This window comes from Streptomyces sp. NPDC006798 (assembly GCF_040635975.1).
Taxonomy (GTDB): domain Bacteria; phylum Actinomycetota; class Actinomycetes; order Streptomycetales; family Streptomycetaceae; genus Streptomyces.
This window is the reverse complement of sequence record NZ_JBEYIS010000001.1, coordinates 242,547-263,606: the sequence shown is the minus strand read 5'-3', so window position 1 is coordinate 263,606 and position 21,060 is coordinate 242,547. Positions and strand designations below refer to the sequence as shown.

7 protein-coding genes are annotated in these 21,060 nt (G+C 71.3%); all 7 read right to left on the bottom strand.

Annotation, left to right across the window (positions count from 1 at the left end; genetic code table 11):
- On the bottom strand, positions 1-10,730 hold a 10,730-nt coding region (locus tag ABZ714_RS01105), incomplete at its 3' end, for an SDR family NAD(P)-dependent oxidoreductase (RefSeq protein ID WP_358822993.1).
- Positions 10,731-10,769: 39 nt separating this feature from the next.
- A complete protein-coding gene (locus ABZ714_RS01100) occupies positions 10,770-13,913 on the bottom strand; it encodes a type I polyketide synthase (protein WP_358822992.1) in 3,144 nt (1,047 codons plus the stop codon).
- A 61-nt stretch (positions 13,914-13,974) separates the two neighbouring features.
- The gene (locus tag ABZ714_RS01095) at positions 13,975-14,709 is read right to left on the bottom strand and encodes a thioesterase domain-containing protein (RefSeq protein ID WP_358822991.1); all 735 of its coding nucleotides are present in this window, start codon (positions 14,707-14,709) and stop codon (positions 13,975-13,977) included.
- Positions 14,706-15,953: a cytochrome P450 gene (locus tag ABZ714_RS01090; protein ID WP_358822990.1), complete on the bottom strand. Its 1,248-nt coding sequence runs from the start codon at positions 15,951-15,953 to the stop codon at positions 14,706-14,708. Before ABZ714_RS01090 ends, ABZ714_RS01095 begins: the two co-directional genes overlap by 4 nt.
- Positions 15,950-16,180, bottom strand: coding sequence for a phosphopantetheine-binding protein (locus tag ABZ714_RS01085; protein ID WP_358822989.1), 231 nt, complete (start codon positions 16,178-16,180; stop codon positions 15,950-15,952). The genes ABZ714_RS01090 and ABZ714_RS01085 overlap by 4 nt, the downstream gene beginning before the upstream one ends.
- 260 nt (positions 16,181-16,440) lie before the next feature.
- Complete coding sequence (locus tag ABZ714_RS01080) at positions 16,441-17,175, bottom strand: alpha/beta fold hydrolase (protein WP_358822988.1); 735 nt, start codon at positions 17,173-17,175, stop codon at positions 16,441-16,443.
- Entirely contained in the window at positions 17,172-21,059 is a 3,888-nt protein-coding gene (locus ABZ714_RS01075; protein ID WP_358822987.1) for an amino acid adenylation domain-containing protein, read from the bottom strand. The genes ABZ714_RS01080 and ABZ714_RS01075 overlap by 4 nt, the downstream gene beginning before the upstream one ends.
- Position 21,060: the final 1 nt, after the last annotated feature.

Here is a 21,060-nt window from a genome sequence, read left to right as displayed (position 1 = left end):
ACCCACGGCAACACACCATCCGACACCACCACCGGCCCGGACACGCCCGAGCCATCGGTGTCCACCGCCTCCGGCGCCTGCTCCACAATCAGATGGGCATTGGTTCCACTGACCCCGAAAGCGGAGATTCCGGCCCGGCGCGGGCGCCCGGCCTCCGGCCACGGCCGTTCCTCGGTCAACAACTCCACGGCACCGGCCGACCAGTCGACATGCGGGGTCGGCTCATCCACGTTCAAGGTGCTCGGCAGCTTCCCCTTGCGGAGCGCCATCACCATCTTGATCACACCGGCTACACCCGCCGCAGCCCCCAGGTGGCCGATATTGGACTTCAGGGAGCCGAGCCACAACGGCCTGTCCTCCGGCCGGTCCTGTCCATAGGTGGCGAGTAGTGCCTGCGCCTCGATCGGGTCGCCCAGCGTCGTCCCCGTACCATGCGCCTCCACGACATCGACCTCGTCCGCCGACAGCCGCGCATTCGCCAACGCCTGCCGGATCACCCGCTCCTGCGAAGGACCATTCGGCGCCGTCAACCCATTACTCGCACCATCCTGATTCACCGCCGAACCACGAACCACCGCCAACACCCGATGACCATTCCGACGCGCATCCGAAAGCCGCTCCAGCAGCAGAACGCCGACGCCCTCACCCCAGCCGGTGCCGTCGGCGGCGGCGGCGAATGCCTTGACCCGGCCATCGGGGGCAAGGCCGCGCTGCCGGCTGAACTCGGTGAAGACCCCCGGGCTCGCGATCACCGACACTCCGCCGGTGACCGCGAGGGCGCACTCCCCCTGGCGGAGTGAATGCACCGCTTGGTGGAGCGCCACCAGGGACGACGAACAGGCCGTGTCGACGGTGATCGCCGGGCCTTCGAGCCCGAGGAAGTAGGCCAGCCGGCCGGAGATCACACTGGTCATCTTGCCGGTCATCAGCAGGCCGTCCATACCTTCGGGGGCCTGGTGCAGCGGTGTGCCGTATTCGAGCGAGACGGCGCCGACGAAAACGCCGGTGCGGCTGCCGCGCAGCCCGCTCGGGTCGATACCCGCCCGCTCCACGGCCTCCCACGCGGTTTCCAGCAGCAACCGCTGCTGCGGATCCATCGCCGTCGCCTCACGCGGGCTGATCCCGAAGAACCCCGCGTCGAACTCGGCGGCATCCGCCAGAAACCCCCCCTTGGTGACATACGACGTACCGGGACGGTCCGGATCGGGGTCGTACAGCCCCGCCACATCCCAACCACGATCCGCCGGGAACCCCGAAAGTGCCTCGGTCCCGGACGCCACCAGATCCCACAGTTCTTCCGGGGATCCGACGCCTCCCGGCAGTCGGCAGCCCATGCCCACCACGGCGATCGGCTCGTCCCGGGCCGTTCCCGTGACCACGAGTCCGGCATCGGTGTCGGCATCGGCCGCGTCGCCGAGCAGTTCACCACGCAGATACCGTGCCAGCACCACCGGTGTCGGATGGTCGAAGACCGCCGTCGCGGGCAGCCGCAGGCCGACGGCCTCCGTCAGACGATTGCGCAGGACGATCGACGACTGCGAGTCGAAGCCCAGCTCCCGGAAGGTGCTCTCGGGTCGTACCGCCGACGCTCCGGTGTGCCCCAGTACGGCCCCGGCGTGAGCCCGTACGACCTCCAGCAGCTCACGCTCCGCATCGATCAGGGATTTCCCGGCGAACCTCTGCCCGGCTGTCGATCCGGCGGCGGTACGCCGGGTGATACGAGGGCGCGCCGAGGTCTCCGCCGTGGCCGACGAGGTGTCTGCCGTGGTGAGCTCGGCGGGGTCGACGGGGCGTAGGGCGAGGTTGTCCACGGAGGCGATCGGGGCGCCTTCGGGATCGGCCAGCTCCACGGCGAACGAAGCCCGGCCCGTCGGCGTCAGCCGTACCCGGGCGTGTACGGCCCCGGTCGCATGCAACCGGACACCCGACCAGACGAACGGCAGCCCCAACGAAACGCCGCCCACGATCAGTCCGGCGTGCAGCGCCGCGTCCAGCAGCACCGGATGCAGACCGAACCCCGCCACCTCCCCCTGCCGCTCCTCCGGCAACACCACCTCGGCGAAGACCTCCTCCCCCACACGCCACACCCCCCGCACACCCTGGAACTCCGGCCCGTACTCGTACTCCTCGATCTCCATGGGCACTGCCCCGCTCGGAGGCCAGATCCGCGCGTCCCACGACGTCGGCACCGAGCCGTCCGGGGCGAGTGTGCCCGTAGCGTGCCGGGTCCACGGCCCCCCGGAGTCCTCGCCGTCGGGCCGGGAGTACACGCCGACGGGGCGCCGCCCGCTGTCGTCGGGCTCCCCCACCTCCACCCGCAACTGCATCCCCGCACCATCGGGCAGGATCAGCGGCTCCTCCAGCGTCAACTCCTCGACACCGTCGACACCCACCTCGTCCCCGGCCCGCAGCACCATCTCCACCAACACCGCACCCGGCACCACCTGATCGGACAGCCAGCCGACCGACGCCGTTGACAACCGCCCCGTCAGCACCGCCGCGTCCGAGCCGCCCAACTCCACCACCGCACCCAACAACGGATGCCCCGACACTCCCTGACCCACCACACCCACATCCCCCACCCCACCCGACCACTCCAACCAGAACCGCTCACGCTGGAAGGGATAGGTGGGCAGATCAAGGTGCGTAGGCCGATCCGCCGGATAGAACACCGACCAGTCGGCCGACGTCTGCATATGGGTGGCGGCGAGGGACGTCAGAAGCCGCTGCCAGGTGTCGTCGTCACGGCGGAGCGTGCCGGTGACGGTGACTCGAAGGGATTCCGCGTGGTCCTCGGCGGTCTCCTGCACCGGATACGTCAACACCGGATGCGGACTCGCCTCTACGAACAGACTGTGACCGCCGTCCAGCAGAGCCCGGGTCGCAGCCTCGAAATCAACGGTCGTGGCCAGATTTTCATACCAATACCCGGCATCCATCACCGTGCTGTCCGGCATGGGACCACCGGTATGACCGGTGACGGAGGAGTAGAACGCGACGGAGGCGGGCCGGGGCCGGACCGGGGCCAGCAACTCCAGCAACCGGTCCTTGAGGATTTCCATATGGGGGGTGTGGGAGGCGTAATCCACCGGGACTCGGCGTGCCCTGATCTGTTCGCCCTCGCAGTGCGCGAGGAGTTCGGCCAGGGCGTCAGTATCGCCCGCGACCACCGTCGACGACGGACCGTTCACCGCCGCCACGAACACCCGACCAGCCCAGCTTTCGATCAGAGCCGAGGCGTCAGACCTGGACAGAGGCAGGGAGACCATGCCACCGGATCCGGCCATCGCGGCAATCGTCTGCGACCGCAGCGCCACCACCCGCGCGGAATCCTCCAGAGACAGCACACCCGCGATATGCGCGGCCGCGATCTCCCCCTGCGAATGCCCCACCACAGCATCCGGCACCACACCCAAGTGCTCCCACAACCGCGCCAGCGACACCATCACCGCCCACAGAGCAGGCTGCACAACATCCACCCGATCCAACCCCGGAACACCATCAACACCCCGAAGAACACCGACCAGATCCCAACCGGTAAACGGCTCAAGAGCCACCGCACAAGCCCGCAGATGTTCGGCGAACACGGGCGAGGACTCCAACAAACCCACACCCATACCCACCCACTGCGCCCCCTGCCCCGGAAAAACGAAAACCGTACGCCCCGGGCCGCCGGGGGCGACGCCCGACACCAACCGGCCAGAAGGCTCACCAGCCGCCAGCGCCGTCAGCCCGTCCAGATAATCAGACCGGTCCCGGCCGATGACCACGGCCCGATGGTCCAGGGCCGCCCGACTCGCCGCCAGAGCATGCCCCACCTCGACAGGCGTCACCTCAGGATGGCGGTCCAGATGATCAAGCAACCGCCGGGCCTGCTCACGCAACGCCCCCTCCGACCGCGCCGACACCACCCACGGCAACACACCATCCGACACCACCACCGGCGCAGCACCCCCACCCCCCTCCACAACCTCCGGCGCCTGCTCGACAATCAGATGCGCGTTCGTCCCGCTGATACCGAAGGCGGAAATGGCGGCTCTGCGCGGACGGTCGGCATCAGGCCATGCGCGCTCCTCCGTCAGCAGCCGTACGCCACCCGCCGACCAGTCGACATGTGGTGTCGGCTCGTCCACATGCAATGTCTTCGGCAGTACGCCGTGCCGGAGCGCCATCACCATCTTGATCACACCGGCCAGCCCCGAGGCCGCCATGGTGTGGCCGATATTGGACTTCAGAGAACCCAGCCACAACGGCCTGTCCTCCGGCCGGTTCTGACCATAGGTGGCGAGTAGTGCCTGCGCCTCGATCGGGTCGCCCAGCGTCGTCCCCGTACCATGCGCCTCCACGACATCGACCTCGTCCGCCGACAGCCGCGCATTCGCCAACGCCTGCCGGATCACCCGCTCCTGCGAAGGACCATTCGGCGCCGTCAACCCATTACTCGCACCATCCTGATTCACCGCCGAACCACGGACCACCGCCAACACCCGATGACCATTCCGACGCGCATCCGAAAGCCGCTCCAGCAGCAGAACGCCGACGCCCTCACCCCAGCCGGTGCCGTCGGCGGCGGCGGCGAATGCCTTGACGCGACCGTCCGCCGCCAGGCCCCGCTGCCGGCTGAACTCGGTGAACACACCGGGAGTGGCCATGACAGCCACTCCACCGGCCACCGCGAGGGGGCATTCGCCCTGGCGCAGTGCGTGGATCGCCTGGTGGAGGGCGACCAGGGACGACGAACAGGCCGTGTCGACGGTGATCGCCGGACCTTCGAGCCCGAGGAAGTAGGCCAGCCGGCCGGAGATCACACCGGCCGTCCTACCGGTCAGCAGATAGCCGTCCATACCTTCGGCGGCCTGGTGCAGTGGTGAGCCGTACTCCTGGTTCATGGCACCGACGAACACACCGGTCCGGCTGCCGCGCAGCCCGCTCGGGTCGATACCCGCCCGCTCCACGGCCTCCCACGCCGTCTCCAACAGCAACCGCTGCTGCGGATCCATCGCCGTCGCCTCACGCGGACCGATCCCGAAGAACCCCGCGTCGAACATGGTGGCATCCGCCAGGAAGCCGCCCTCCCGGACGTAGCTCTTTCCCGGCCGGTCGGGATCGGGGTCGTACAGCCCCTCCACATCCCAGCCGCGGTCCGCCGGGAACTCGGAGATCGCGTCGCCGCCCGCCGCCAGTAGTTCCCACAGGTCTTCCGGCGAGTCGATGCCTCCCGGCAGTCGGCAGCCCATTCCCACCACGGCGATCGGCTCGTCCCATGCCGTTCCCGTGACCACGGGCCCGGAACCGGCATCCGCATCGGCCGCGTCGCCGAGCAGTTCACCACGCAAGTACCGCGCCAGTACCACCGGTGTCGGATAGTCGAAGACCGCCGTCGCGGGCAGCCGGCGACCGAGAGCATCCGTGAGACGGTTCCGCAGTTCGACGGAGGCGAGGGAGTCGAAGCCAAGCTCCCGGAAGGTGCTGTCGGGCCGGACGGCAGACGGTCCGCCGTGTCCCAGTACGGCCCCGGCGTGAGCCCGTACGACCTCCAGCAGCTCACGCTCCGCGTCGGCCGGTGACATCCCGGCGAATCGCCGTCCGCCCGCCGGTCCGGCCGGCTTTCCGGAAACGGCCGCCGTACGCCGGGTCGTGCGGGGGCGCACCAGCGCGCCGAGCACGGCCGGTACCGGTCCGCCGCCGTCCCGGGCCGACCGGGCGGCTTCCAGCCCGGCGGGTACCAGCGTCGGCTCGTCGCGGACGAGTGCCGTGTCGAACAGGGCGAGCCCCCGCTCCGGCGTCAGCGGTACCAGGCCCGTCCGGGCCATTCGGGCCAGGTCCGCCCGGCCGAGATCTCCCGTGAGACCGCTTCGCGGCTCCCACAGACCCCAGGCCAGGGAGACGGCCGGCAGTCCTCGCGCCCGGCGGTGTTCGGCGAGGGCGTCGAGGAAGACGTTGGCCGCCGCGTAGTTGCCCTGTCCGGCGCCGCCGAGCGCGCCCATCACCGAGGAGAACATCACGAACGCCGACAGTTCCCGGTCCCGGGTGAGCCGGTGCAGATGCCAGGCCGCGTCCGCCTTGGGCCGCAGGACCGTATCGAGGCGATCCGGGGTCAGGCCGGAGACCAGACCGTCGTCCAGTACACCCGCGGTGTGGACGACGGCGGTCAGGGGGTGCCCGGCGGGAATCCCGTCCAGCACGGCGGCGAGCGCGACGGGGTCGGCGGCGTCGCAGGCCACGACGGTGGCCGTCGCCCCGAGCGCGGTCAGCTCGGCGACGAGTTCGCGTGCCCCGTCGGCGTCCGGCCCGCGTCGGCCGGCCAGCAGCAGATGCCGTGTCCCGTACGTGGTCACGAGATGGCAGGCCAGCAGTCCGCCGAGCGTGCCGGTGCCACCGGTGATCAGTACGGTGCCCTCCGGATCCCCCAGTGGTGACCCGGTGGTCGCGGTCCCTCCGCCGCTCCGGCCCTCTTCACCGGGACCGGCGGCCCGGACCAGTCTCGGCACCAGGATCTCGCCCGCGCGCACCGCGAGCTGCGGTTCGCCGAGGGTCAGCGCCGACGGCAGGGCGCGAAGAGACGACTCGTCCGCGTCGATGTCGACGAGGACGATCCGCTCGGGGTTCTCCGTCTGCGCCGAGCGCAGCAACCCCCACACCGCCGCCAGGGCGAGATCGGGATCCGTCGTGCTCCCGGCCGACACCGCGCCCCGGGTGACCACCGCCAGCCGTAGCTCGGCGAATCGCTCGTCGGCCAGCCACGACCGCACCAGGAGCAGCGCCTCGGCCAATGCGGCACGTACGGCGACGGGGTCACCGCTCGAAGTGTGTTCGGTGGGCCGGGGGCAGAACAGGGCCAGCTCGGGCCGCCCGCCGGAGGCGGGATCCGGGGCGATGGTGGCGAGGGCGGCACCGAGCGCGGACAGATCGGCGTACCGCGTCGTCCGGCCGACGGCCATGGCCGAGGTCAGTCCGAACGCGTTGTCGCCGACCAGCGCCCACGGGCCGGACGTGGCTCCGTCGGATTCCTGGGCCGTACGCCGGAGCCACTCCAACCGGTACAGGGCGTCATGGTGTCCGCCCGGTGTCCCGGTGAGCTTGGCGGGGTCGACGGGGCGTAGGGCGAGGTTGTCCACAGAGGCGATCGGGGCGCCTTCGGCGTCGGCCATTTCCACGGCGAACGAAGCCCGACCGGTCGGCGTCAGCCGTACCCGGGCGTGTACGGCCCCGGTCGCGTGCAACCGCACACCCGACCAGACGAACGGCAGCCCCAACGAACCACCACCCGAACCCAGTCCCGTCAACAGCCCCGCATGCAGCGCCGCGTCCAGCAGCACCGGATGCAGACCGAACCCCGCCACCTCCCCCTGCCGATCCTCCGGCAACACCACATCGGCAAAGACCTCCTCCCCCAGCCGCCACACCCCCCGCACACCTTGGAACTCCGGCCCGTACTCATAGCCTTCGTCCAGCAGAGACGAGTACAGCTCCTCGACGTCGACCGGGACCGCTCCGGCCGGGGGCCAGGCCGTCGGAGGCGCCCATGCCGCGTAATCCGGTGCGGTGGGCATCCGGGCGGTCAGGGTTCCGGTGGCGTGCCGGGTCCACGGCGTCCCGGTCTCCTCGCTGTCGGGCCGGGAGTACACGCTCACGGGGCGCCGCCCGCTGTCGTCGGGCTCCCCCATCTCCACCCGCAACTGCACCCCCGCACCGCCGGGCAGGATCAGCGGCTCCTCCAGCGTCAACTCCTCGACACCTTCGACACCCACCTCGTCCCCGGCCCGCAGCGCCATCTCCACCAACACCGCACCCGGCACCACGACCACACCGGCCACCACATGATCGGACAGCCACGCCTGCGACGCCGACGACAACCGACCCGTCAGCACAGCCGCGTCCGAGCCGCCCAACTCCACCACCGCACCCAACAACGGATGCCCCGACACCCCCTGACCCACCACACCCACATCCCCCACCCCACCCGACCACTCCAACCAGAACCGCTCACGCTGGAAGGGATAGGTGGGGAGGTCGACGGGTCCGGTGCCGGTGGCGTAGAAGCGGGTCCAGTCGATGGCGGTGTGAGTGTGGGCGGTGGCGAGGGATGTGAGGACGCGCTGCCAGGTGTCGTCGTCACGGCGGAGCGTGCCGGTGACGGTGACGTCAGTCGTACCAACGTGGTCCTCGGCGGTCTCCTGGACGGGATGGGTCAGGACCGGATGCGGACTCGCCTCGATGAACAGGGCATGGCCGTCGTCCAAGAGGGTTCGGGTGGCGTGCTGGAAGTCGACGGTCGTGGCCAGATTTTCATACCAATATCCGGCATCCATCACCGTGGTGTCCGGCATCGGACCACCGGTACGACCGGCGACGGAGGAGTAGAACGCGACGGAGGCGAGCCGGGGCCGGACCGGGGCCAGCAACTCCAGCAACCGGTCCTTCAAAGCCTCCATATGCGGGGTGTGGGAGGCGTAATCCACCGGGATCCTCCGCGCCCGGATGTCCGCTTCATCGCAGTGTGTCAACAACTCTTCTACGGCATCGATATCACCGGCGACCACCGTGGCGGCGGGTCCGTTGACGGTGGCGACGGCAAGCCGTCCGCCCCAGCGCTCGATCAGGACCGAGGCATCCGCGACGGGGAGCGGCAGGGAGACCATCCCTCCCGGTCCCGCGAGAGCCGCAATGGTCTGCGACCGCAGCGCCACCACCCGGGCCGAGTCCTCCAGAGACAGCACACCCGCGATATGCGCCGCCGCGATCTCCCCCTGCGAATGCCCCACCACAGCATCCGGCACCACACCCAAGTGCTCCCACAACCGCGCCAGCGACACCATCACCGCCCACAGAGCAGGCTGCACAACATCCACCCGATCCAACCCCGGAACACCATCAACACCCCGAAGAACACCGACCAGATCCCAACCGGTAAACGGCTCAAGAGCCCCCGCACAAGCCCGCAGATGTTCGGCGAACACGGGCGAGGACTCCAACAAACCCACACCCATACCCACCCACTGCGCCCCCTGCCCCGGAAAAACGAAAACCGTACGCCCCGGGCCGCCGGGGGCGACGCCCGACACCACGCCGCTCGAAGGTTCACCGGCCGCCAGCGCGGCAAGCCCTTCCTTCAGTTCCATCGGCTCGCGGCCGATGACCACGGCCCGATGGTCCAGGGCCGCCCGGCCCGTCGCCAGGGCGTGTCCCACCGCGACGGGCGTCACCTCAGGATGGCGGTCCAGATGATCAAGCAACCGCCGGGCCTGCTCACGCAACGCCCCCTCCGACCGCGCCGACACCACCCACGGCAACACACCATCCGACACCACCACCGGCCCGGACCCTTCACGCCCATCCACCACCTCGGGCGCCTGCTCCACAATCAAATGCGCGTTCGTCCCGCTCACACCGAACGACGACACACCCGCCCGCCGAGGACGACCCGCCTCCGGCCACGACCGCCCCTCCGTCAGCAACTCCACCGAACCCGCCGACCAGTCCACGAACGACGACGGCTCATCCACATGCAATGTCTTCGGCAACACCCCGTGCCGCATCGCCATCACCATCTTGATGACGCCACCCACACCCGCCGCAGCCTGCGCATGACCAATATTCGACTTCAAGGAACCCAGCCACAACGGCCGGCCCTCAGGCCGGTCCTGACCATAGGTGGCGAGCAGTGCCTGCGCCTCGATCGGATCGCCCAGCGCCGTCCCCGTACCATGCGCCTCGACCACATCGACGTCCCGCGGAGCGAGCCCCGCACTGCTCAGTGCCCGGCGTACGACCTCTTCCTGCGAGAGCCCGTTGGGGGCGGTCAGGCCATTGCTCGCACCGTCCTGGTTCACCGCCGACCCACGGATCACCGCAAGCACCCGATGGCCGTTCCGCCGCGCGTCGGAAAGCCGCTCCAGCAACAGCAGCCCCACACCCTCCGCCCACGCGGTACCGTCGGCGGCCTCCGCGAACGCCTTGCACCGACCGTCCCCCGCGAGCCCCCGCTGACGGCTGAACTCCACGAACATGCCCGGTGTGGCCATCACGGCGGCACCGCCCGCCAGGGCCAGTTCGCATTCGCCGTCGCGGAGGGCCCGGGTCGCCATATGCGTCGCGACCAAAGAGGAGGAGCAGGCGGTGTCGACCGTCACGGCCGGGCCCTGGAGGCCGAGGGCGTACGAGACCCGGCCCGAGGCGACGCTCGCGGTCTGGCCGGTGAGCCGATAGCCGTCGTATCCGGCGGCGCCGTCGTGCAACGGGGGGCCGTAGTCCTGGGTCATCGCGCCGACGAAGACGCCGGTGCGGCTGCCGCGCAGCCCGCTCGGGTCGATACCCGCCCGCTCCACGGCCTCCCACGCGGTTTCCAACAGCAACCGCTGCTGCGGATCCATCGCCGTCGCCTCACGCGGACCGATCCCGAAGAACCCCGCGTCGAACTCGGCGGCATCCGCCAGAAACCCCCCCTTGGTGACATACGACGTACCGGGACGGTCCGGATCGGGGTCGTACAGCCCCTCCACATCCCAACCACGATCCGCCGGGAAGTCGGTAATGGCGTCGACGCCCCGGTCGACGAGGCTCCACAGGTCCTCCGGGGTGCGGACGTCTCCCGGGTAGCGGCACGACATGCCGACGATCGCGATGGGCTCGCGGGCGGACTCCTCCAGCTCGCGCACCCGTCCGCGCAGGGCCTGCGCGTCGTCGACGGCGCGGCGCAAATAGGACCGGAGCTTGTCGACGTCCTCCACCAGGGCCTCCCCAACAGTTGCTCGGACGAACGAATGGCGCTACACGTATCCGCGGTCGATCAATTCGTACAATTCATCGTCACTCCGGCTTTCCGCACTCGGTTCGGCCTCCTGGTCGGGCGGTAGGTCCGGGCTCTCCGGCACGAGCAGGGAGAACAGGTGCCGGCCGAGGGCGCGCGGAGTGGGGTGGGTGAAGGCGACGGTGGCCGGAAGCCGTACGCCCGCGGCGGCCGTGAGCCGGTTGCGGAGCCGTACGGCCATCGAGGAATCGAAACCCAGGTCCTTGAAGGTCTCGGCCGACCGGGCCACGAGATCGCCGCCGGCCAGCGGGGCGTCCTCGGTGTTCAGCACCGCCGCCGCCTCGGCGCAGACGAGATCGAGGACCGCCGCCTCCGAACGCGGCTCCGCCGCCCCGGCCCCCGCCGCCGCTCCGTCACCCGCACCCGCACCCGCACCCGCACCCGCACCCGGGCCATCGGTACCGTCGGGCGCCGCCAGCCAGTACCGCTCCCGCTGGAACGCGTAGGTCGGCAGGTCGATCGGGCGCGGGCACCCGGCGGCGTAGAACGCGTCCCAGTTCACCGGTACGCCCCGGACATGGAGTTCGGCGAGCGATGTGACGATCCGGCCGGCGCCGCCGTCGTTCTTGTGCAGAGTGCCCACGATCAGTGGGGCCGCGTCGAGGGCGTCGGCCGTCTCCGCCATCGCCACCGCCAGCACGGGATGCGGACTGACCTCCACGAACACACCGCCGCGGTCTCGCATCAGCCGTTCGACGACCTCACCGAAGCGTACGGTCGCACGCAGATTGTCATACCAGTACGTGCCGTCGAGCCGGTCCGTGTCCAGTGGCCCGCCGGTGACCGTCGAGTGGAACTCGACCGCCACGCGTCGCGGTGTCACCCCGCCCGCCGCCTCGACCACCCGGTCCCGGATCCGCTCGACCTGGTGGGAGTGGGAGGCGTAGTCGATCTTGACCCGGCGGACCCGGACCCCGGCGCCCGCCGCCGTCGCGGCGAACCCGGCCAGTGCTTCCGGGTCACCCGCGATCACCACGGAGCCGGGTCCGTTGACCGCGGCCACGGAGAGCCTGTCCGGCCACTCGCCCAGTCGGGCCTCGACCCAGTCCAGGGGCGCGGAGACCGCGTTCAGCCCGCCCAGACCCGCCAGTTCGGTCAGTGCGCGGCTGCGGAGGGCGACGATCCGCGCCGCGTCGTCGAGGGAGAGCGCGCCCACCGCGCAGGCGGCGGCGATCTCGCCCTGCGAGTGGCCCACCACGGCGTCGGGGACCACCCCCAGGGACCGCCAGACCCGGGCCAGGGAGACCATCATGGCGAAGAGGGCGGGCTGGACCACGGCGTCCCCGTCGTCCAGGGACGGTGCCGACGGCGCGCCGGTCACCAGATCCAGCAGTGACCAGTCCAGCCAGGGGGCGAGGGCCCGCGCGCAGTCGTCCATGCTCCGGGCGAAGACATCCGACTCCGCGTAGAGCCGACGGCCCATCGCGGGCCACTGGGAGCCCTGCCCGGGGAAGACGAAGACGACCGGGCCCGCCGCCGCCTCGGCGGAGCCCCGGATCACCCCGGCCGCGTGTCCGCCCGCCGCGTGCTCGCCCGCCGCGATGGCGTCGAGTGCGGCCAGGGCCGCCGCACGGTCGCCGCCCGGCAGGACCGCCCGGTGTTCGAAGAGCGAGCGTGTCACCGCCAGCGAGTGCCCGATATCGGCCGCGGACAGCGACGGGGCCTCGGCTACGCGTTCGCGCAGTCGGGCCGCCTGGGCCCGCAAGGCGGGCTCCGACCGGGCCGACAAGACCCAGGGCAGGGCGTCGGTACGGGGCGCGGCGGCCTCGCCGTCCCCCTCCCCGGCCGGGCTGCCGGGCGCTTCTTCGAGGATCACATGGGCGTTGGTGCCGCCCATGCCGAAGGCCGACACTCCGGCTCGCCGGGGCCTTCCGGCGGGTTCGGGCCAGGGCCGGGCGGTCCGCGGGACCTCGAAGTCCCGTTCGAAGTCGGTGACGGCGGGGTTCGGTGTGCGGAAGTTCAGACTGGGGACCAGCCGGGCGCGGTCCAGACAGAGCGCGGCTTTCACCAGTCCGGCGATTCCCGCCGCGGGCTCCAGATGTCCGATGTTCGTCTTGACCGAGCCGATCACCAGGGGGCGGCTCCGGCCGGTCTCCCGGAACACCTCGCGCAGGCCGGAAAGTTCGGCGGGGTCGCCGAGCCGGGTACCGGTGCCGTGGGCCTCGATGTAGTCGATGTCCTCGAACGGGACGCCCGCGTGGGCGAGGGCGGCCCGTACGGTCGCCGCCTGCGCTCCGGGGCTGGGATCCGGCGGCCGGGAGGTGGCGCCTCCGCTGCCGACGCTCCAGCCCCGGATCACGGCATAGACGCGGTCGCCGTCGGCGACGGCCCGGTCGAGCCGCTTGAGCAGGGTGAACGCGCCGCCCTCGCCCCGGACGAAGCCGCCGGCCCGGGCGTCGAAGGTGTGGCAGCGGCCGTCGGGCGACAGGGCGCCGAGGTTGGCCATGCCGAGGCCCGCCGCCGGGTCCATGATCAGACGTACCCCGCCCGCGAGCGCCGTCTCGGCCGCGCCGCCGCGGATCCGGTCGCAGGCCAGTGCCAGCGCCACCAGGGACGAGGACTGGCCCGAGTCGGCACAGAGACTCATCCCCCGGAGGTCCAGCAGATGGGAGATCCGGTTGGCGATCAGCGCGCCACCGGAGCCCAGCGCCGCGTAGTGGTCGTCCCGGTCGCTTCCGGAGGCCCCGCGCAGCAGTTCGTAGCCGGAGGGCTCGGCGCCGACCACGACGTCGATCCGGTGGCCCGCGAGGGCGGTGGCCGCGATCCTGGCGTCCTCCACGGCCTCCCAGGCGAGTTCCAGGCCGAGCCGCTGGACGGGGTCCATGGCGGCGGCTTCCGCCGGTCCCGTGTCGAAGAACGCGGCGTCGAAGCCGTCGACGGTGTCGAAGAAGGAGCCGTGGCGCACGGTCGCCGCGTCCGGGTGGGGCGGCCGGGTCGGCCAGCCCGGCGGGGTCGCCCGCCCTTCGGGGAAGGTGCCGACGGTCGAGCGCCCTTCGTGCAGCAGACGCCAGTACGCCGCCAGGTCGGGTACGCCGGGAAAGCGGCACGACATCCCGATCACGGCGATATCGACGGCCGCGATATCGGTGGCTGCGCCACTCATCTTTCTCCCTTCCGGTTACGTCGGTGTCCGCGGGTCAGGGGCGCTTGGGGCGTCGGTGTCCTCACCGCCAGGAGCCGAGCAGTCTCAGCAGTTCGCCGGGGGCGTTCATGAAGTCGTGGGGTCCGCCGTCGATGACGTGGAATGCGACGGAGTCGGCGTACCGGCGCCATCCCTGGAGCCGGTCGAGGCCGAGGGGGTCGTCGCGCCAGTGCAGTACGACGATGGGGCAGCCCGCGGCGACCGGTTCGGTCCGCCGGTAGGCGCGGGCGGCGGCGAGATCGCGGCGGAGTACGGCCATCCCCAGCTCGATCATGTCCGGCCGGGGTGCGATGCCCCGGCCGCGGACGACCGACTCCAGTTCGGCCCGGAGTTCGTCCTCGGTCATGGTGAGCATCCGGTCGTACGACGCGTCGTGCGGCGCGGGCTGGCCCGAGACGAAGAGGCGCTCCGGCCGGGGCAGGCCCTGTTCGGTGAGCCGGACCGCGGTCTCGAAGGCGGGCAGGGCGCCGGCGCAGTGGCCGAAGAGGGCGAAGGGCCGGTCGAGCCGGGGGGCGAGCGGCCCGGCCAGTTCGGCGGCCAGGTTCTCGTAGGTTCCGTAGTGGGGTTCGGCGAGGCGGTTCTCCCGGCCGGGGAACTGGATCGGGCAGACCTCGGCGTCGGCGACGGCGGCGGGCCAGGCGCTGAAGGCGGAGGCGCCGGATCCGGCGTAGGGGAAGCAGAAGAGGCGGGCCGGGTGGCCGGTGGGGCGCGGCCGGACGAACCACGGCGACGGCGTGTCGGGGGCGCCGGTGGTCATGGCGCGGCGCGTTTCCGGGCGACGACGGGGAGATGGGTCATCCCGGCGATGAAGTAGGAGCGCAGATGTTCGGGTTCGCCGTCGAGTTCGATCGTGCCGGTGTGCCGGAGGAGTTCTTCGAAGAAGATCCGCAGGGTGAGCCGGGCGAGGGGGGCCCCGACGCAGTAGTGGGGCCCGAAGCCGAAGGCGATCTGGGCCTTGGCGTTCCGGGTGAGGTCGAAGGTGTGGGGGTCGGCGAACCGGGTCGCGTCGCGGTTGGCCGAGCCGATCCAGGCGACGACGGCACCCCGGGCGGGGATCGTGCCGCCGCCGATCCGGGTGTCGCGTACGGCGTACCGCATGAAGTTGCAGGCGGCCGAGGTCCACCGCAGCCCCTCTTCGACCAGGTTGGGGACGAGTGACGGGTCGGCCCTGGCCTTCTCGAACTGGTCGGGTCGTTCGACGAGGGCGAGCACCGTGCCGGAGACGGTGTGCGGGGTCGTCACATTGGCGCCCAGCAGGATGCTGTAGCCGTCGAGGGCGATCTCCTCGTCGGTGAGCGGCGCGTCGCCCGCGCGTACCGTCATCAGCTGGTCGAGGAGGCTGCCGTCGGCGCCGCCGTCGGCCCGGCGCCGTTTGACCCACTCGGTGACATAGGTGACCAGTTCGTGGTGGGAGATGGCGAGGGTCGCGGCCTCGCCGCCCAGCCGGAAGTGCGGGTCGGAGGGTGCCGTCACCATCGCGGTCAGCCGGACGAGTTCGTCCCAGTCCCGTTCCGGGATGCCCAGGATGGGGCCGGTGACGATCGCCGGGAGACGGAGCGCCTGTTCGGCGAGGTCGAAGGGTTCGCCGTCGAGGGCGGGGGCGAGGAAGCGGACGACGGCCTGCCGGATCCGCTCCTCCCAGGGGGCGACCGCCCGGGCGGTGAGGTGGCGGCCGATCGCCCGGCGGACCTGGGTGTGCCGGGGCGGGTCGGTGGAGGTCATCAGCCGGCCCGCCGCGACGTCGTCCGTGCCGAGGTGGGTGACGACCGTGCCGCGTTCGGAGGTGAACTCGCGATGGTCGCCGAGTACCCGGCAGACGTCGTCGTAGCGGGTCACCGACCAGAACTCCCGGCCGTCCGGGAGGACCTGGTGGTGCAGGGGCGCCCGGAGCCTCATGGCGTCCCAGACGGGATGGGGATCGCCGGAGGAGTAGAGGTCCAGGTCGAACAGGTCGATCCGGTCCAGGTCGATGTCGCGGGCGGGGCCCGGGTTCAGTCTCATGTCCCGCTCCTCCCCCGCTCGATCAGGGCGGCGACCCGGGCCGGGGTCTGCGCCAGATAGAAGTCGCGCACGGACAGCTCGACGCCGTACTCCTGGGTCACCCGTTCGATGATCTTGATTCCGATGAGCGAGTTGCCGCCGAGCGCGAAGAAGTCGTCGTCCGGGCCGACTTCACGGTTGTCGAGGTACTCGCCCCACAGCGCCGCCATCTCCTGCGCGAGTGACATCGCCAGTCCTGTCCTTTCTCCGTCGAACGGAAATTCCGGTTTCCGGCCGCGACGGGCCGGTCGGGTCTTCAGTGGACCGGCGGGCCGGAATGGTGCCGTCGTCGGCTCATGAGCCGACGAGGTGAATCGAAAGGGTTCTTCCGGGCCTTCGTCCCGCCAACGTAATTGGGTGAGGAAAGGCGCTGCAAGGGATATCGGTACGGATCCCGTTCCCGGCGGCGCTGTCCCGCTGACGGGACAGCGCCGCGACGGCGGGGCCGTCAGCCGCGAGCGGACTCCGCCGCGATCACATCCAGCACTTCCCGGCCCCGGTCGACCAGATACATATGATCGCCCGGCAGCTCCCGGTAGCGGAAGGCGGCCGTTGTCGCGTCCCGCCACTGGCGCGCCTCGTCGGCGGTCACCAGCCCGTCGGAACCGCCGCGCAGCGAGCAGATCGGTACCGGCACCGGGGCGCCGGAGTCCGGGACGTAGTTCTCGTGCATCTCACAGTCGGCCCGCAGTACGGGCAGGATCAGCTCCCGCATCTCCGGATGGTCCAGGGCCTCGTGCCGGAATCCGGCGAACTCCTCGACCCGGGCCAGGAACTCCTCGTCGGGCAGGCCGGTGGCCCGTCGCTCCCGCTGGGTCCACGGCCCCGGTGAGCCGCTGACGACCAGCAGCTCGACCCGGATGCCGCGGGCGCTCAGCAGCCGCGTCAGCTCGAAGGCGAGCACCGCGCCCAGGCTGTGCCCGAACAGGACGGTCCGGGCCCCTTCGCCCAGGGCCGCGGCGATACCGCCGGCCTCGGCCCCGGCCGCCTCGGCGACCTTCCGGTACGGGGTCTCCAGCATCCGCCGCTCCCGGCCGGGCAGTTCGAAGGGCACCACCCGCCACCGGCCGGCGGACCAGGCCCGCCAGGGGTGGAAGAACGAGGCGCCCGCCCCCGCGAACGGTACGCAGAGCAGTGCGGCCGGGCCGTCCGGCCGGGTGCCGGGATTCCGTGGTCCGGTCATGCCGCCAGCTTCCGGTTGATGACCGCCATGATCTCGGCCACGGGTCCCGGCATATGGAGTTCATGGTGGACGGCGCGTACATCGTGTACCTCGATGGCGCCGAGGACATAGGGCCGCCAGAGATGGGCGTAGGTGTTCTCCTCCAGTGTGGCGTTGAAGAAGAGCACATCGCCCCGGTAGACCGGTGATTCGAAGTCGGACATGATGGCGGCGTTATTGGCCAGAATTCTCGACATGGTGTCCACGAGCTGTTTCCGGTTCTCGGTTCCCATGTACTCGCCGAAGTGTTCTTCGAGTTCTTCCCGGTAGTCCGATACCTTTCTTCCGGTATGGATCTTCTTGAAGTACTCTCCGCCCGGCTGGGAGTCCAGTACGGCCACGAAGGAGATCTCCCGCCCCCGGCGGTCGATGGCCTCGGCGACGGCCTGGACGACCGTACCGCCGTAGGACCAGCCGACCAGATGGAACGGACCCTCGGGCTGGATCTTCACCATCTCGTCGACATAGTCCTCGATCATCTCCGGTACCGAGGCCGCCAGGGCGTCCGTCCCGTTCCAGCCCCGGGACTGCAGCGCATAGGCCGGCCGGTCCCGGACGTGCAGCACAAAGCTGAAGAACGCCCAGCCGAGCCCGCCTCCTCCGTGGAGGAACCACAGCGGTTCGCGGCCCGTACCGGGGTCGTTGTTGAGCGGCAGGACGACGCCGAACGGATCGGACAGCTGCTCGGGTGTGGTGATGAGCATCAGTGCCGCCAGCTCCGCCACCGTCGGGTATTTGATGATCGTCCGCAGGGGCAGGTCCAGTTCGAACTCGTCGCGGATCCGGGCGCTGAGCCGGGTGGCGAGCAGTGAGTGCCCGCCCAGTTCGAAGAAGTCGTCGTCGATGCCGACGCTCTCGACGTCGAGCAGCTCACGGAAGAGGGCGCACATCTTCTCCTCGTGGGAGTTGCGCGGCCCCCTCCCGGTGCCGGTCTCACGGCCGGCCCCGGTATCCGTCGCCTCCGCCGGGAGGGCGTCGGCGTCGGGCTCCCCGTCCGGGGTGCGCGGAAGGTGCGAGAGCGGGATCAGGACGGTCGGCAGCATCGGTTCGGGGAGGTGTTCCCGCAGACGGCCGGGGAGTTCGGCGAGCAGCGCCCCGGCCCGGCCGGCGTCCGCCCCGGCTGCGGGCCCGGCAGCCGCTTCCCTGTCCGGCCCGGCCGCCGCCCCCGTGTCCGGCCCGGCTCCGGGCCCGGGGACGACATAGGCCACCACGCGTCCGGCACCGTCCCGGTCCTCCCGCACCACGGCCACCGCGTCGGCCACCCCGGGATGACCGGTCAGGGCCCGCTCGATCTCCCCCGGCTCGACCCGGCAGCCCCGGATCCGGCGCTGCCGGTCGGTCCGCCCGAGGTGTTCGAGCCGGCCCGAGGCGTCCCAGCGCACCAGGTCCCCGGTGCGGTACATCCGGCCGCCGGGCGGGCCGAAGGGGCAGGCCGGATACCGCTCCGAGGTCGGCCCCGGCCGACCGTGGTAGCCGCGGCCCGTCCCGGTACCGGCGACGTACAGCTCGCCGGGCACCCCGCGCGGTACCGGGCGCAGCCGGGCGTCGAGGACATAGACCCGGGTGTTCCCCGCCGGGGTCCCGATCGGGGTTCCGGCCCCGACCGTCAGCCGTGCCCCGGCGCACCAGCCCGCCGTCTCGGCCGGGCCGTACACCTGGAGCACGCCCGCCGCCTGTTTGGTGAGGGTTCTGGCCTGTCCGGCCTGCGGGATGTCGTCGCCGATGACGATCCGCAGGTCCTTCGCGGCATGCGGTTCGTGGCGCAGCAGGGTCCGCCAGAAGGCGGGTGCCGACCGGACCGCGGTGATCCGGTGGCGGCGGATCAGGGCCGCCGCGGCGGCGGGGTCGGCGAGTGTGTCCCGGTCGGCCAGGACGGCGGTCGCGCCGGTGAGCAGGGGGAGGAACAGCTCGGCGTCGGCGCCGTCGTGTGCCGGCGTCGTACCGAACAGCATCCGGTCCCCGGGCGCCAGGGGGAACCGGCTCGCCGCGGTGGCGAGGAGGTTCGTCACCGCTCCCCGGGTGATCACCACGCCCCTCGGTGTCCCGTCGGGGCCCGGGACGTAGGTGATGTACTGCGCGTTTCCGGGCCGTACGGCGGTCCGCGGGGCGGTGTCCGGACAGTGCGCGAGGCCGGCGCCGTCGAGGGTGTCCGCGTCCAGTACGTGTGCGGGGTCCGCGTCCCGGAGCAGGGCTTCGGTCCGCCGGGGCGGGCCGTCCGGGTCCAGGGGTACGGCGGTGCCCCCGGCCTTCGCCACCGCCAGGAGCGCCACCACCAGGTTGGTGGTCCGGGGCAGCCGTACGGCGACCCGGGCCTCGGCGCCGACGCCCCGGTCGGCCAGCCAGTGGGCCAGCCGGTTGGATCGCGTGTCCAGTTCGCGGTAGGTGAGGGTCTCCTCCCCGGCGATCACGGCGATCGACCCGGGGTCGGTGCGGGCCAGGTCCCGTACGGCCTCGGCGGGGCCGTGGTCCCGGGTGGGTTCGGCGGTGTCGTTGGCCTCCTCCAGCAGCCGTCGCCGCTCGCCCGGGAGCAGGATGTTGATATCGCCCGCGCGCAGCCCGGGGTCGGCGGCGATCCGGGTGAGGACCAGGACGAAGCGGGCGGCGAAGGCTTCGACCGTCTCGCGGTCGAACAGTTCGGTGGCGTACAGGATGTCGCCCCGGAGGGCGCCGGAGCCGTCGGCGGTCAGATTGAGGAACAGATCGACCTTGGCGGCGGTCGGGGCGAGCGGTTCGACCGCCAGGGTGAGCCCGGCGAGTTCCAGTTCGGGTCTGGTGTAGTTCTGCAGTCCGAGCATCACCTGGAACAGCGGCTGGTAGGCGGTGGAGCGGACCGGGTTGATCGCCTCGACCAGCAGGTCGAACGGGACGTCCTGGTGTTCGTAGGCCGCCAGTGCCTTGTCCCTGACCCGGGCGAGGAGTTCGGTGAAGGCCGGGTCGCCGTCGAGTCTCACCCGGAGGACCTGGGTGTTGACGAAGAAGCCGACGAGGTCGGCCAGGGCTTCGTCGGTCCGTCCGGCGATGGAGCCGCCGATCGTCACGTCGTCCCCGCCGCCGAGTTGCCGCAGCAGTACCGCGAGCGCCGTGTGCAGGACCATCGACAGGGTCGCCCCGCGTTCGTCGGCGAGTCGCTGGAGGGCGGCCGTCACCTCGGGGTCCACGCCGAGGTCGACGGTGGCGCCCCGCCCGGTGGGTGTCGCCGGCCGGGGGCGGTCCAGGGGCAGATTCAGTGGCTGCGGCACATCGGCGAGTTCCTGGCGCCAGTAGCGGATCTGGGTCGCGGCCAGGCTCTCCGGGTCCGTGACGTCGCCCAGTACCTCGCGCTGCCACATCGTGTAGTCCTTGTACTGCACGGGCAGCGGGTCCCAGCGGGGGGCGCGGCCGTCGCGGCGGGCGGTGTAGGCGGTGGCCAGATCGCGGGCCAGTGGCGCGCCCGACGCGCCGTCGGTGGCGATGTGGTGCACGACGAGGACGAGGACGTGCTCCTCGGGCGAGCAGCGGAAGAGGTTCACCCTGACCGGGGGCTCGGCGGCCAGGTCGAACCGGTGGGCGACGGCCTCGGCGACCGCCGCGGCCACGTCCTCGGGCGCGATCTCGGTCTGCGGCACCTCCGGGGCGCCCTCGGCCGTCGGCAGGATCCGCTGGTGGAGCTCGCCGTCACCGGTCGTGCCGTAGACGGTGCGCAGGATCTCGTGCCGGTCGACCACGTCGCGGATCGCCTCGGTGAGGGCGGTGTGGTCCAGGGGGCCGGTGAGCCGGAACGCGGCCGGCATGTTCCAGTTCTCCGACCCGCCCTCCAGCTGGTGCAGTAGCCACATACGGCGCTGTGCGAATGAAAGCGGAATCATC

Bases quoted from the DNA above. Each gene is read 5' to 3' on its own strand.
- ABZ714_RS01090 (WP_358822990.1), bottom strand. From the start codon at position 15,953: ATGAGACTGAACCCGGGCCCCGCCCGCGACATCGACCTGGACCGGATC.
- ABZ714_RS01075 (WP_358822987.1), bottom strand. From the start codon at position 21,059: ATGATTCCGCTTTCATTCGCACAGCGCCGTATGTGGCTACTGCACCAG.
- ABZ714_RS01100 (WP_358822992.1), bottom strand. From the start codon at position 13,913: ATGAGTGGCGCAGCCACCGATATCGCGGCCGTCGATATCGCCGTGATC.
- ABZ714_RS01080 (WP_358822988.1), bottom strand. From the start codon at position 17,175: ATGACCGGACCACGGAATCCCGGCACCCGGCCGGACGGCCCGGCCGCA.
- ABZ714_RS01085 (WP_358822989.1), bottom strand. From the start codon at position 16,180: ATGTCACTCGCGCAGGAGATGGCGGCGCTGTGGGGCGAGTACCTCGAC.
- ABZ714_RS01095 (WP_358822991.1), bottom strand. From the start codon at position 14,709: ATGACCACCGGCGCCCCCGACACGCCGTCGCCGTGGTTCGTCCGGCCG.